15 protein-coding genes are annotated in these 13,752 nt (G+C 64.8%); 9 read left to right on the top strand and 6 right to left on the bottom strand.

What is annotated here, in order from left to right:
- Positions 1-31 precede the first annotated feature (31 nt).
- From TV39_RS09860 to TV39_RS09850, 3 genes are all read right to left on the bottom strand, one after another.
- Positions 32-334, bottom strand: coding sequence for a rhodanese-like domain-containing protein (locus TV39_RS09860; protein ID WP_043481063.1), 303 nt, complete (start codon positions 332-334; stop codon positions 32-34).
- Between the two features lie 83 nt (positions 335-417).
- A complete protein-coding gene (locus TV39_RS09855; RefSeq protein WP_043481060.1) occupies positions 418-747 on the bottom strand; it encodes a metal-sensitive transcriptional regulator in 330 nt (109 codons plus the stop codon).
- A gap of 2 nt (positions 748-749) precedes the next feature.
- Positions 750-1,064 (bottom strand): rhodanese-like domain-containing protein, encoded by a 315-nt coding sequence (locus tag TV39_RS09850; protein WP_043481114.1) that lies wholly within the window; start codon positions 1,062-1,064, stop codon positions 750-752.
- Between the two features lie 129 nt (positions 1,065-1,193).
- On the opposite strand from TV39_RS09850, the gene trxA reads away from it, so the two are divergent.
- A complete protein-coding gene (gene trxA, locus TV39_RS09845) occupies positions 1,194-1,559 on the top strand; it encodes a thioredoxin (protein WP_043481057.1) in 366 nt (121 codons plus the stop codon).
- 291 nt (positions 1,560-1,850) lie between these two features.
- On the opposite strand, the gene TV39_RS09840 is transcribed toward trxA, so the two are convergent.
- Positions 1,851-2,441 (bottom strand): helix-turn-helix domain-containing protein, encoded by a 591-nt coding sequence (locus tag TV39_RS09840; protein WP_043481054.1) that lies wholly within the window; start codon positions 2,439-2,441, stop codon positions 1,851-1,853.
- Positions 2,442-2,666: 225 nt separating this feature from the next.
- Between TV39_RS09840 and TV39_RS09835 the strand changes: the two genes are divergently transcribed.
- The 4 genes from TV39_RS09835 (at position 2,667) to TV39_RS09820 (ending at position 5,916) form a co-directional block, all read left to right on the top strand.
- Complete coding sequence (locus tag TV39_RS09835; protein WP_043481051.1) at positions 2,667-3,650, top strand: DUF808 domain-containing protein; 984 nt, start codon at positions 2,667-2,669, stop codon at positions 3,648-3,650.
- Between the two features lie 227 nt (positions 3,651-3,877).
- Complete coding sequence (locus TV39_RS09830) at positions 3,878-4,570, top strand: histidine phosphatase family protein (protein WP_043481048.1); 693 nt, start codon at positions 3,878-3,880, stop codon at positions 4,568-4,570.
- A 24-nt stretch (positions 4,571-4,594) separates the two neighbouring features.
- Entirely contained in the window at positions 4,595-5,149 is a 555-nt protein-coding gene (locus TV39_RS09825) for a DUF3090 domain-containing protein (RefSeq protein WP_043481045.1), read from the top strand.
- Positions 5,149-5,916 (top strand): SCO1664 family protein, encoded by a 768-nt coding sequence (locus TV39_RS09820; RefSeq protein ID WP_043481044.1) that lies wholly within the window; start codon positions 5,149-5,151, stop codon positions 5,914-5,916. Before TV39_RS09825 ends, TV39_RS09820 begins: the two co-directional genes overlap by 1 nt.
- A gap of 59 nt (positions 5,917-5,975) precedes the next feature.
- Here the strand turns inward: TV39_RS09820 and TV39_RS09815 are convergent, their stop codons facing one another.
- Entirely contained in the window at positions 5,976-6,674 is a 699-nt protein-coding gene (locus TV39_RS09815; protein WP_043481041.1) for a maleylpyruvate isomerase family mycothiol-dependent enzyme, read from the bottom strand.
- Positions 6,675-6,957: 283 nt separating this feature from the next.
- Between TV39_RS09815 and TV39_RS09810 the strand changes: the two genes are divergently transcribed.
- The 4 genes from TV39_RS09810 (at position 6,958) to catC (ending at position 10,834) form a co-directional block, all read left to right on the top strand.
- Entirely contained in the window at positions 6,958-8,361 is a 1,404-nt protein-coding gene (locus tag TV39_RS09810) for an MFS transporter (protein WP_052500551.1), read from the top strand.
- Between the two features lie 124 nt (positions 8,362-8,485).
- Positions 8,486-9,430, top strand: coding sequence for a LysR substrate-binding domain-containing protein (locus TV39_RS09805; protein WP_043481040.1), 945 nt, complete (start codon positions 8,486-8,488; stop codon positions 9,428-9,430).
- Positions 9,427-10,530: a mandelate racemase/muconate lactonizing enzyme family protein gene (locus tag TV39_RS09800; protein WP_043481037.1), complete on the top strand. Its 1,104-nt coding sequence runs from the start codon at positions 9,427-9,429 to the stop codon at positions 10,528-10,530. Before TV39_RS09805 ends, TV39_RS09800 begins: the two co-directional genes overlap by 4 nt.
- 25 nt (positions 10,531-10,555) lie before the next feature.
- Positions 10,556-10,834 carry a muconolactone Delta-isomerase gene (catC, locus tag TV39_RS09795; protein WP_043481034.1) on the top strand — a complete coding sequence of 93 codons (279 nt, stop codon included), beginning with the start codon at positions 10,556-10,558 and terminating at the stop codon, positions 10,832-10,834.
- 40 nt (positions 10,835-10,874) lie between these two features.
- Here catC and TV39_RS09790 read toward each other — a convergent pair whose 3' ends face one another.
- Positions 10,875-13,706 (bottom strand): AAA family ATPase, encoded by a 2,832-nt coding sequence (locus TV39_RS09790; protein WP_043481111.1) that lies wholly within the window; start codon positions 13,704-13,706, stop codon positions 10,875-10,877.
- Between the last annotated feature and the right edge of the window lie 46 nt (positions 13,707-13,752).

Below are 13,752 nucleotides of genomic sequence, written 5' to 3'. Positions count from 1 at the left end.
GGGGGCATGCCGCCCGGGCAGTCTGTTGGGATCAGGCGGTCGGGAAGCCCGCAGCCGTCCAATCAAGCATTCCACCGGGCACGGTGTACGCCGTGTAGCCCGCGGCTGACAGCTGGTCCGCGGCTGCTGCACTCCGGCGTCCACTGCGGCACACGGCGATGACCGGCCGGGACTTGTCCAGGTCACTGAGGCGGCCGGCCAGTTCGCCAAGGGCAATGTGCCTGGCACCGGGGATCATACCTTCAGCGATTTCAGCTGGTTCGCGGACGTCCACAATCTGGGCATCGCCGCCTCTCTTGAGCTGTTCCGCGAGCTGCTGTGGGGTGATTTCCATGGTCTGGACCTTTCGATAGGACGGGCAGTGGTGCTACGAAAATGGGGACTTAGGGGTTTCCCGGGACCGAGGCTGACGCTGTACTAGGTGAGGCGCAGGAAGAGTGTTCGGATTTCCTTCAGGGTGGGCCTCCGGGCCGCCGCCTCAGGCTGCACGCCGCCTGCCGGGAGTTCGTCCCGGGGATCCGTGAGGCAGTCTCGCATCGCCGCCGAGATCAGTTCGAATCCGGCCTTGTCGAGGGCCCCGCGGACAGCCGTCAGCTGGGTGACGACGTTCCCGCAGTCAGCCCCGGACTCGACGGCGGCAATCAGCGCCGTGAGCTGACCACGGGCGCGCTTGAGGCGGTTGACGGTGCGGCGGATCCCGGCGTCCGCGCCGGACTGAAGCTGCTCGAGGCTAACGGTGGAAGACATGCTCACTTGCCGCCGTCCCTGTAGGTGACCGGGTGCCCGTTGCGGTACCACTCAGTGATGCCACCCATGACATTCACAGCATCGTAGCCCTCAGCTGCGAGGTGTTCCGTGGCCCGGGAACTGCGGCCGCCGGAAGCGCACATGACATAGACCGTCCGCCCGGTCGGCACGTCACCGAGGGACTGCTGGAAACGCGAGAGCGGAACATTTTTGGCACCCGGGATGCACGCCTCCGAGTACTCCTCTTCTTCCCGGACGTCGATGATGGATATCCCCGGCCCGAGTGCTGCCAGGTCGTTCACTGAAATGCTCTCCATGCTGGTGTCCTTCCACGGTGTCCGGGAGCCGGGCGGCATCCTTCTCCTCCATCATGATACCCCCAGGGGTATAAATGCAAACCGAGGCCGGGCTTGCGGTAATACCCCTGGGGGGTATACTGTCTTGCCATGGCAACCATTGACATTTCCGAAAAGAACTTCGACGTCACCATCAACGGCAACGGCATCGTACTGGTGGACTTTTGGGCCGCCTGGTGCGGCCCGTGCCGGATGTTCGCCCCCACCTTCAGCAAGGCATCGGACAACCATCCGGACGTCGTCTTCGCGAAGGTGGACACCGAGGCCGAGCCCGGCCTCTCCGCCGCCGCCCGCATCACCTCCATCCCCACCCTGATGGCTTTTAGGGACGGGATCCTCATCTTCTCGCAGCCGGGGGCAATGAACGCGGCCGGCCTGGAACAGCTCATCACCGCCATCAAAGACCTCGACATGGACGAGGTCCGGGCAAAAGTGGCAGCCGCCCCGGCATCGTAAGACCGGCGGATCTCAGCCCCGATACGGGACCCTGGGCACGACCCAACCGAAAGAACGAGAAAGGGCGGCCGCCGCGTTCTGATCACAGCACCGACGTGGCTGACGCTACGCAAGGGTGTTCCCCGCCGCGACGGCGCTAGTAGCCATCCTTTGCCACCGGACACCGCCCTCCCGAAGCCACCAAGACGGGGAGCAGCAGAATAATCGCCGCCGTGATGACCCGCCAGCGGAATCGAGGATGACGCTGAAAGTACAGAGTTCCGGTGGGTGCGCCCCATCGGGCCTCTTCGACTATGAAGGCTTGGGCCGCGCGCGTACGTGCATCCGCTCGCCCTGCTGTCCAAACAGGCTGATGAATTCGACGGGTCTGCCGTCAGCGCTGGCGAACCAGTGCGGCGTGCGGGTGTCGAATTCTGCGGCTTCGCCAGGGCGAAGTTCAAAGTCCTTGTCGCCCAGCACCAGACGCAGTCGTCCGTTGAGGATGTAGAGCCATTCGTACCCTTCGTGAACGCGCGGGTCAGGCTCTGCCCCGCGCGCATCCCCCGTGAGCACCATTTTGAAGGCTTGCAGTCCGCCGGGGCGGCGCGTGAGAGGAACCGCCGTCATGTCGCCATGGGTGATGGGCTGCAGGTGAATTCTCGGATCCCCGGTGGGCGGCGCGCCGACCAGATCATCGAGGGGAACACCGTACAACCTCGCGAGGGGCAGCAGGATTTCAAGGTTGGGCCTGCGCTGGCCGGATTCCAGGCGGGACAGGGTACTCACCGACACTCCGGATGCCGAGGACACATCCGCGAGGGTGAGGTTCCGTTCCGTACGGAGTGCCCGAAGCCGGGGACCGACCGCCCCGAGAACATCGTCAAGTTCAGAGCCACTGGCCAGCCGGTGACGCCGGCATTCACAACGGTCCGGCCACAGAACCTATTCAATTCCTACAGGCTCATGAGCGGAGTCCATATGGGTGAGGTCGCCCACAGGAACGCCCCCGCCCCCGTATCCGGGCCCTTAAGAGGAAGACCGCTCATATAATCTGAGCATGCCAAAAACACGCCGCAACCACGGCCTCAATGCCCAGCAGCCCACCCACGAGCAGCGCGGGATCGACCTGTGAGCGGCGGTCTTGTCGCCCTGCTGGACGACATCGCAGCCCTGGCCCGCATAGCGGCCGCCTCGGTGGATGACGTCGCTGCCGGAGCTGCGAAGGCGGGGGCCAAGGCCGCCGGCGTGGTAATCGACGACGCTGCCGTCACCCCGCAGTACGTGTCCGGAGCGGACCCGTCCCGCGAACTGCCAATGATCAAGCGGATCTTCTGGGGCTCGCTCAAAAACAAGCTGCTGTTCATCCTGCCGGCACTGCTGATCGTCAGCGCCTTCGTTCCGTGGGCCATCCCGTTCATCCTCATGCTAGGCGGCACCTACTTGTGCTACGAGGGTGCGGAGAAGGTCTGGCACAAGCTCCGCGGCCACCACTCCGCGGACGAAGATACGCCGGCGGTCGAACGGGGGCCTGAGGCGGAGGCCAAGGTGGTCAAGGGCGCCATCACCACCGACTTCATCCTGTCCTGCGAAATCATGGTCATCTCCATGAACGAGGTGGCCACTGAGTCCATATGGGTCCGGGCGCTCATCCTGGTCGTCGTGGCTCTGGTGATCACAGTGCTCGTGTATGGTGCCGTCGCCCTCATCGTCAAGATGGACGACGTCGGCCTGCACCTGACTACCAAGGACTCCGCGCGCTCCCACCGGTTCGGCGAACTGCTCGTCAAGGGAATGCCCGCAGTGTTGACCGCTATCACCCTAATCGGGACGATCGCCATGCTGTGGGTGGGCGGCCACATCATGCTGCAGGGCGCGCACGACCTCGGCTGGCATGCGCCGTACGACCTGGTACATGCCCTCGAAACCCCTTTCGCCGGGATCCCGGCGGCGGGCAGCTTCCTTGCCTGGTTCGTGAATACCTTGTGCTCCGCCATCCTTGGAATCGCCTGGGGACTCGTCGTCATGGCCGTCGTGGGCCCGCTGCTCAAGGTGCTGCCGGTCGGCAAAAAGAAGGACGGGCACGAAGAGAGCGACACTGCAGGAGACCGCTAGCGTGACGTCCTCCATGCGGGGGTCGACGTCAACCGGGGGTTCTGGCTGGCCAGTTCTTCCGGTTTTGCTGCGTCAGCCATGAGCTGGTCTATGCGTGCCGGGTCCGTCTGGGCGGCTTTGAGCGCGTCGGCGTGCTAGAAGGGTTCCGCCAGTGCTTTATCTGCCTGTTCGACGCGCGACCCGGTACGGTTCACACCGCCATCGGGCGGGGTGGTTAGGCTGGGTGGATGGCGACAGTTATTCTCGTGCGGCACGGCCGCACCACAGCCAATGCCACGGGCCTGCTGGCCGGTCGGGCCGTCGGCGTCTGCCTGGACCAGATCGGGCGCGACCAGGCGGCTCTGACCGGAGACCGGCTCGCGGCCGTGCCAGTAGTCGGGGTGGTGTCGAGCCCTCTTGAGCGTTGTCAGCAGACCGCCCAGCTCATCCTCGATCGCCAAGCTGGCTCGCCGTACGCGCCGGTCGATCCCGATCTCACCGAGTGCGATTACGGCCAGTGGCAGGGCCGCACGCTCAGTGATCTCGCGACCGAGGATTTGTGGCCGGTTGTGCAGTCGCAACCGTCCGCCGTCGTCTTTCCCGGCGGCGAATCCATGGCCGCGATGCAGGCTCGATCGGTGGCCGCGATTCGACGCCACGATGCAGCATTCGAAGCCGAGTACGGGCCAGGGGCCGTGTGGGTGGCGGTGAGTCACGGTGACATCATCAAGTCAATCCTCGCCGACGCGCTCGGCATGCATCTCGACCTTTTCCAGCGTATTAACGTTGGCCCCGCCTCCGTATCGATCGTGCGCTACGGCGCTAGCCGGCCGACCGTTTACGCGACCAACACCGACGCGGGTGATCTGTCGTGGCTGTCGAACGGCATCCAGTCTGGCGATGCGCCGGTGGGCGGCGGTGCAGGGCAAAAGACGCCATGAACCTCATGTGCCTAGAATACTGACATGCCTACACTTGTTCACGAGTTTGCCTGGCCTGATCGGGTCGTCGTTGGCACTATTGGCCTTCCGGGGGCGCGCACGTTCTACCTGCAGGTGCGGGCGGGGACGCAGATCGTGAGTATTGCCCTGGAGAAGCAGCAGTCGGCTCTGCTCGCGGAGAAGATCGACGAAATTCTCGACCAGCTTCTCACTGTCGAGGGCAACCCACACAGCGTTCCCACCAGCACTCCCATTGAATTGGTTGACAATGACCAGCTCGAGGCCGTTCAGGAGCAGTTTCGGGCCGGCGCCATGAGTTTAGGTTGGGACCCGACGACGGCGCAGGTCGTGATAGAGGCCTACCCCATCACCGATGTCGATGCTGATGACAACGACGATTCGCTTGATGAGGACGACGATGACGTGCCCGAAATGCTGCTGGTGCGGATGCCGGTTGGCACCGCCCGCGCATTCGCTAAGCGCACGCGTGAGGTTGTGGGCGCCGGGCGTCCCGCGTGCCCGCTCTGCGGTCACCCCATAGACGCCGACGGGCACATCTGCACCCTTCCCGAGGTCTGATGCCGGCGCCCGACCTGTTTACGGCCGAGCTGACGCTCACTGGGCGCATGACCACCGCGTCGAACGCTACATTTCTGGGCAGCATCGGCGACACGACAGTCGTCTATAAGCCGATAGCCGGGGAGAAACCGCTGTGGGATTTTCCCGACGGCTTCCTTGCCCACCGGGAGGTTGCCGCCTACCTGGTTTCGGAGGTTCTGGGCTGGAACGTGGTGCCACGCACCTGGCTGCGCGATGGCCCGTTCGGCGAAGGAATGGTGCAGCTGTGGCAGGAGAAAGACCCCGACCAAAACGCGGTGGACCTCGTTGCGTCGGACGACGTACCGGAGACCGGTTGGAAACACGTTCTCGAGGGTCAGGATGAGAACGGACGGATGGTCGCCCTCATCCACGAGGACTCGCCGGCGCTCAGACGCATGGCGGTGTTCGACGTCGTCGTGAACAACGCCGACCGCAAAGGCGACCACATTCTTGCCATGGCGGACGGCCACCGGCACGGTGTGGACCATGGGCTTACCTTTCACCGTGACCACAAGCTGCGCACGGTGCTGTGGGGATGGCTGGGAGACGCTCTGACCGACGAGGAACGCGACGGCATCGATCGTGTCAGCGAAGGACTTCACGGTGGGCTGGGCAGAAACCTGGCGGACTTGCTCAGCGCCGAAGAAATCGCATCGCTCGCCACGCGCTGCGCCCGGTTGCGCTTGGCAGGGCGGTTTCCGGCTCCGGCCGGTGAGATGTCGGCGGTGCCCTGGCCGCTGTTCTAAGGGAATTACGGCTACGGGCTTCGCAGGCTGTGTCGCGTTGATGGCATGGGCGGGCCTGCTTACCAGGACGGCAGTGCCGGCGCCGGGCCGTCAATATCCACGTGTTCGGCGTCCCCGCGCGCCAGCCACTGGAGCAGGCCCTCACGGTCCGACTCAACGCGCAAGCCGCCGTCGCCGATGACCCACTCGTCACGCTCTTCGGTCACCAGCGTCATGCCGGGAGCACCCTTGGCGCGCAGGGACCGCACTACGGCTTCCAGGGCGTTCAGCAGCGAGTCCGGATCGGCTTCTTCGACGGTCCAGGCTGTGTTGAGGTCGTGGTGATGCACCACCACCTCGGCAATCCGGAGCGCCACGATGGACGTGGCGGGGACCGGCTTGCCGCTTACCTGCACTTCCGTGGCCGCGAGTTCGCCGCTGAGCCGTTGTGCCTGCTCGGCAAAGTTCCGGGCGGACTCCCGCAGTTCCCCGATGAGTTCCTCGCGCGGCAGGGCGGCCAAAGCAGCGATCTCCAAGGAGCGGGCCTCTCGTGAGGCGTACAGAGGACGTTCCTCGCCGGAGGTTGCCCAGTCGATGAGCTTTACCAGGGCGCGGCCACTGGATGCGACGTGGGCAATAACGTCGGCACGGCTCCATCCCTCGCACAGCGAGGGAACCCTCAGCTCGTCGTCGGCAAGGGACTCAACGGTAGCCAGGAACATGTCCGTTTCCCTGCCCAGGCGGGACAGGTCCGAGTAAAGGCGTGCAGGGTTGATCATTGTGCCAGCCTACCCACGGGCCAGTTTTCAAACCACCGTTTCTGCCCCGTCTTTCCATATCCAGATCGTCTCGACTCAGACGGGCAGCATTGCCGAGGGCTTAGCTCCGCAAAGAGACCTTTTCAGATCCACAGCATATGAATCGCCCCCGGGCGGAAAGCCGGGTATTTCCCTCATATGTCGCGCGTCACACCTCTGTCAGGCTGAAAGCACTCGGAGGACGGCCCCTCGGGTTCTCCCGGCGCCGCAGGCCTCCACTTGAGTCAGAGAGGACTTAGGGACCATGTCACAACCGCACGACGTTATAGCCGAAAATCCACAAAAGGAGGCGCGCACCGCCAATTGGGTGGCCTTCATCATCTGCACAGCCCTGCTGTTTGACGGCTACGACCTTGTCATTTACGGCACCGTCCTGCCAGGGCTGCTCGCAGACCCGGGCCAGATCGGAGCCTTCGATGCAGTCACCGCCGGGCTCCTCGGCTCCTGGGCGCTCATCGGGGTGCTAGTCGGCTCACTCGTTTGCGGCGCTGTCGGCGACTTTTTCGGCCGCCGCCGTCTGATGCTCCTGGGAATAGCCTGGTTCTCCATCGGCATGTTCGCCACAGCCTTTGCCACCAGCGTCCCTGCCTTTGGTGCCCTGCGGTTTGCGACCGGACTTGGCTTGGGAATCGTTATCGCCAGTGCCGGCGCCACCATGGCTGAATTCGCACCGGCGGGAAGGCGGCAGTTCTACAACGCAATTGTGTACTCAGGCATCCCGGCAGGCGGCGTCCTGGCCTCCATCCTGGGCATCCTTTTCCTCGACAGCATCGGCTGGCGCGGGCTGTTCATCATAGGCTCACTGCCGCTGGTCATCCTCCTGCCCATTGCCTGGCGCAACCTCCCCGAATCACCGCGATGGCTGCTGTCCCGGGGGCGCGAAGAGGAGGCCCTCGCTGCCGCACACCGCACCGGCGTCCCGCTCATCGAGGAGCGGATCATCCGGCAGGTAGGCGCCGCGCCGCAGAAATCAGGCTTTGCGGCCGTGTTTTCCCGCCAGTTTGCCGTGGCAGCGATTTTGCTGGGCCTGATGTCCTTCTGCGGTCTTCTGCTGACATACGGACTCAACACCTGGTTGCCCAAAATCATGGAGGGCTACGGTTACGGGCGGACGTACTCGCTGTTCTTCCCGCTGGCACTGAACCTCGGCGCAGTGGCGGGTGGCCTGCTTGCGTCCCGCCTCGCGGACAGAAGCGGTCCCCAGCGGGTCATCGCGGCCACCTTCGCGCTGGCGACCATTTCCCTGGCGCTCATGACCTTCAGCTTTCCGCTGCCGCTGCTTTTTGCCTTTATCGCCCTCGCAGGCGTGGGAACGCTGGGAACCCAGGTGCTGATCTACGGGTTCCAGTCCAACTACTTCACCACCAACGCCCGGGCCGCGGGCGTCGCATGGTGCGCAAGCGTGGGACGGCTGGGCGGCGTGCTCGGTCCGATTATCGGCGGGTGGCTGGCCGCCGCCGGCATTGGCGGATCCACGGCCTTCTACATCTACGGGGCCGTGGCCCTGGTCGGCGCCGTGGTCACCGTGCTGGTGCCGCGTCAGCGGAAGCTGGAGGAGGCCGAGCACAAGGTCGAAGAAATCGCAGAGGGTCGTGCAGAAGACAGCATTCCTGCTGAGCAGTTCACAACGACCGCGCTCCGCCCATGATCCACCGGCACCGCAGCAACATTACGTGGCTTGGATATCCTAGTGAGGCTTATTATGGTTATTATTTGAATAAATAAGCCACGGCCGCATCGTCGGGGCCGGTTAGCTGAAGGACGGCACCACCGTGGACATCCGCCAACTGAACTACTTCATTGCGGTTGCTGAGGAGCGGCACTTCGGCCGCGCGGCCAAGCGCCTTCATATGGCCCAGCCACCTCTCTCGCAGCAGATCCGCCAGCTGGAAGACCAGATAGGAGTTCAGTTGCTCAACCGCACCACCCGCAGGGTGGACCTCACGGCGGCGGGGCAGCTCCTCCTGGATCGGGGGCGGCAGATAGTCAATGACGTGGCGACTCTTCAGGCTGATGTTTATCAGGTGGGAAGGGGCGCAACCGGCGTCCTGCGGGTCGGCTTCTCGGGCTCGGCAACGTATGGTGTCATGCCCCAGGTAGCCCGACTTGCCAAACAGCTGCTGCCGGGCCTGTCCCTGGCCCTGCACGGCGAAATGCTCACGCCGTCCATGGAAGCGGGCCTGCGGAACGGTACTCTGGACGCCGCGTTGCTGCGGCCCCCGGTCGCAGCCCAAGACATCGACTATCGGACTGTGGCCCGTGAGCCGCTCGTCGTCGCGCTTCCCTCCTTCAGTGCCCTGGCCTTAGATCGGCCCGTGGCGATGCACGAGCTGCAGGACCAGGACTTCATCGCCTACCCGCCCGAGTCCGTGCTTCACCGCACCACGGCAGACCTATGCCGCCAGGCGGGCTTCCAGCCACGGATTACCCAGGTGGTTGGTGAGACCTCGACGATGCTGGCGTTTGTAGCTGCAGGGGGCGGGGTGGCGGTGATGCCGTCCAGCGTGCAGGCCTTCCAGCTTGAAGGCGTGGCCTACCGGGAAATTGAAGACGTCCCCGATGTGGAGCTCGCGGTCGCCTGGATGCGCGGGCATCACTCTGCGCTGCTCCGTAACTTTCTTGACATCGTGGCCACCGCAACTGCGGGACCGACGGTGCCTGCCCCCGCCCCCGACCCTGTGCCGTTTCCCACTGATGAAAGGCTTTCCCGCTCATGAAGATCGCAGCCATTGAGGCGATTCCCTACTCGATCCCCTATCTTCATCCACTGCATTTCGCTTCCGGTTCCGTGCACGAGGCAGACCACGTGCTCGTACGGCTTCGCACCGACGACGGCGTGGTGGGAACCGCTGATACCCCGCCGCGCCCCTACACCTATGGTGAGACCCAGAAGTCGATCGTGGCGGTGGTGGAGGACATTTTCGCTCCGCAACTGATCGGTGTCGATATTTTTGATCGGGAGAAAGTTCAGTCAATCCTGCACAGGACCGTTCACAACCAGACGGCTAAGGGCGCCGTAGACATCGCCCTGTGGGACGTCATCGGCAAGACTCTCGGGCAGCCGGTGACAAAGCTTCTGGGCGGGTACACCGACTCGCTCCGGGTCTCCCACATGCTCGGCTTCAAGCCTGCCCGGGAGTTACTGGCATTGGCGTTGGAGTTCCGCGAGACCTATGGCATCAACACGTTCAAGCTCAAGACCGGACGCCGCCCGCTGAACCTGGACATTGAGGCCGCCAGGGTGCTACGCGAGGGTCTTGGCGAGGACGCTGAGCTGTACATGGACGCCAACCGCGGCTGGTCTGCCAACGAGGCCGCCGAAGTGCTGCGCCGCACGGCAGAATTGGGTCTGCAGTTCCTGGAGGAGCCCGACGACGCCCGCGAGGTCCTCGGCCGCCGTCGCCTCGTGACCAACTCCCCCATCCCGATCGCCGCGGACGAATCTGCCGCCAACCTTGGCGAGGCCGCTCGGGAGATCCTCACCGGCGGTGCGAACCTCCTGGCGGTAAAGACTGCCCGGTCCGGTTTTACCGAGGCGGCCAAAATCGTAGGCATGGCCGAGGGTATGGGCATCGATGTCTATATAGGCAACCAGATCGACACCCAGGTCGGCACGGTAGCCTCGGTGGTCTTCGGCGCCGCCTTTGCCCATTCGGCCAGGCGGGCAGCGGAGCTGTCCAACTACCTGGACATGGCCGACGACCTCTTGGCCGAGCCCTTGGCCATCACCGGCGGACGCATCCGTGTTCCCGAGGGCCCAGGCGTGGGCACCGCTGTTGATGAAGAAAAGCTCTCGCGCTACCGCACCGACCGCTAGCAACCGCTTTACCGAAAGGACATTTATGAAGTACCTGGTCCACATGGACGTAAACCTGCCCGCAGACCTTCCCGCCGGCGAAGCCGCGGAGATCAAGGCCAGGGAGAAGGCCTACTCACAGCAGTTGCAGCGCTCGGGCAAGTGGCCGGAAATCTGGCGGGTGGTGGGTGAATACGCCAACTATTCGATCTTCGACGTCGATTCCAACGACGAACTCCACGAGATCCTGCAGAACCTGCCGCTGTTCCCGTACATGGACATCTCGGTGGTCCCGCTTGCGAAGCACCCCTCCGACGTCAAATAGTCACCGGCGCGAGGCCTCCAGGGCCTGCCGTGCTCCGGGATCAGTCCCTGGCCCGGAACACGGCCGCGAGCTCGCTGCGGGAGCGGATTCCCATTTTCCGGTAAAGCCGGGTCAGGTGGTACTGCACGGTCTTCTCTGCCAGGAACAGGGTCCGGGCCGCCTCCTTGTTGGTGGCGCCGCCCGCTACCAGTTCGGCCACGGCGCGTTCCTGAGCTGTGAGCTGGAGGTGCTGGTCGCTGACGGCGGTCAGCACGGGGTCGGCGGGGTCAGGCAGGCTCCCGACGTCGAGCCCTGTTGCCTTGAGCTCCCGGTCGCACCGTTCCACATACGTGGCCGCCCCCAGGGAGTCGTAGAGGTCACGGGCGGCCCGCAGGACCGAGGAGGCCAGGCGCCGTTTGCCCGCCCGGCGCATGCTCTGGCCGAATGCAAAACTAATCCGTGCCCGCAGATACGGCCGGTTGAGCCCCCTAAGGTGCCCCAAAGACGCCTCAAAATGTTCCCTCGCAGTGTCCGGGTCTCCCTGGGCAGCCACCAGCCGTCCCCTGGCCCACGCCATCCGCGCCATATCCGAGGGCACTTCCCGCTCGCGCGGCACGCGTTCGAACGCCGTAAGGAACGAGTCGGCGGCGTCGAGCTGGTCGGTCATGACCAGGGCGTTGACATAGGTGTCCTGCCAGGGCCAGAAGGACACCCTGTTCTCGGTCCATGGGTCCAGCTCCGTCAGCGGCTGCAGGACAGCCAAGGCCCCTTCATAATCCGCCCTGGCCTCGTGGAAGCGGGCGCGGGCGAGGCTCGCGGGCACCTGCATGGCACGGTACGTCCCTGGCTGCACAGCCGCCTGCGAAACGTAGTACCGGGCCCGCTCCCAGTCTCCCCGCATGGACCATAGCTCCGCTGCAGTCCAATAGAGCAGGGGCCGGATCAGCGGCATCCGCGACGTCTCGAGCCGCACGGATGCGCGCGCCACGGTGGCGGCCGCCGCATCCCAGTTGCCGAGTACCAGGTGAGTGCGAGCCAGCCAGGCCTCGGCCCAAAGCGAAATCCGCATCGAGCCGCCCTGGTACTCAGTGGGGGCCGCGGACTCGAAGTTCACCAGCGCTGTCTCAACGTTGTCGAGCCGCAGCGCCAGCCAGCCTGCACCCATCTGGACCCGTTGTTTTTGGGCGTTCTCGGCAGCATGTTCAAAAGCCCGGTGATAGGCAGCCTCCGCCTCGGAAAGCCGGCCCTGTGCGTACAGGCCGAGGCCGTAGATGGCCTCTGATTCAATATGGGCGGGCGTGCCCGGCTGGGTAAGTTCCATGGCCCGTTCTGCCCAAGTGGTAATGACCGGACCGTCCCACGACGCCACGCCGTGCAGGACGAAGCGCTGCGCCACCTGCGCGGCGGCCGTTGGATCACGCTGCGGGTTGGACGTGCGCCAGGCCATCTCCAACTGCTTCTGGGCACTGTCATTCTGTCCCGACGCGGTGGAGAGGTAGCCCAACACGGACGAGCGAAGCGGCGACGGCGGCAGCGCGTCCACTGCCGCCGTCCACATCTGGGCCTGGGCAATGTTGCCGGAACCCACCAAGGCATCCACGGCCCTCAGGAGCCTGTCGTTCCGGGAACGGATGTCCTGGGAAAGCCGGGAGGCGGAGAACAATGCTGTTGAGGCGTCCTGCCAGGCTCCAACGAGGGCTTGGCGGCGGGCAAATTCCTCCAGCTCCTTGGCCAGGTCCTCGTCCGCGCCGGGTGTGGCGGAGACACGGTGGCCCAACCTCTCGCCCTCGGGTTGCACGGCCTCGGCGGCCAGCCGATGAAGCCCAATGCGCCGGCTGGGAGCGATCTGTTCATAGACGGCGGCGTCGGTGCCTGATTCAAAGAACACGACGGCGGAACGTGCCTGGTCGACAGACAGCCCCAACAGCCCGGCACGGTGCCCCTCGTCGAGCGCCTCCATAATGGCGTCCACTCCGCTGACCTGGGAAACCTCCGCCATGCTGGCGGCCCGCCCGAGCACCGACGCGGCCTCCGCGACAGCAACCAGCCCCGGGGACGCTGCTTCCAGGATACTTCGCACCCTGGCGCGGACGCGGGACGTCGGAGGCAGAGAAGGAAACCACGTCTGCCAGGTTTCCGCCGGCAGCTCACGGAGCAGCTCCACGATCGGTTGCGCGAGTCCCCGGGTGTGCTGGGCCAGGCCGTGTGCGGCGGTCGCGCTGAGGTCGAGGCCGAACATCCTCCGGGCGAGATCCTGAACCTGCTGCGGGGTAATCGGATCCAGCGGGATACTGTCTACTTGGTGGCCAGTGAGGAAGTCAAGCACACCGCTGGGGACGCGTAAAGCGTCATCGGGGTTGAGGGTGAGCACGAACAGAATCCGTTTTCCGTACAACCGGCGCATGACGAAGGTGAGGATGCGCAGGCTCTCCACATCGAGTTTGTGGACGTCATCCACGGCTACAACTACGCTGCCATGGGCCTGCAGCCCTTCGAGGTGGGTGCTGAGGGTGGAAGCGTAATTAACCACCTGGGCGGCGGTGAGAGCCGCAACCGGACCCGCGGGCAGAGCAGGGCCGCCGTCGTAATCCTTAGCCGAGCGCAGCGGCGAGGTGAGCATGAGCTGGGAGTACCCTGCGAGCGGAAACTGTGCCTCCCATTCATCGCCCATGGCGGACAAAACCCGGACACCGCGGGCAACAGTGCGGCAGTGCTCAAGAAAGGACTCCAGCACGGCGGTCTTCCCGGAACCGGACGGGCCGGTGATCACCACTGCGCCCACTTTGCCCTTGCGGACCGTGCGGAGAATTCCCAGCAGTTCCTCAAAGACCCCTGACCGGCCGGCCAGGGGAAAGCCCTCCGCAGTATCGCCTTGCATGGAGCCCGCCGTCATGGCCGCAACTCTACCGGAGCCGGCCGGCCGGACCTGACGGCGGATA

This window comes from Arthrobacter sp. SPG23, assembly GCF_000876655.1.
Lineage (GTDB): Bacteria > Actinomycetota > Actinomycetes > Actinomycetales > Micrococcaceae > Arthrobacter.
This window is presented reverse-complemented; position numbering and strand designations above follow the sequence as displayed.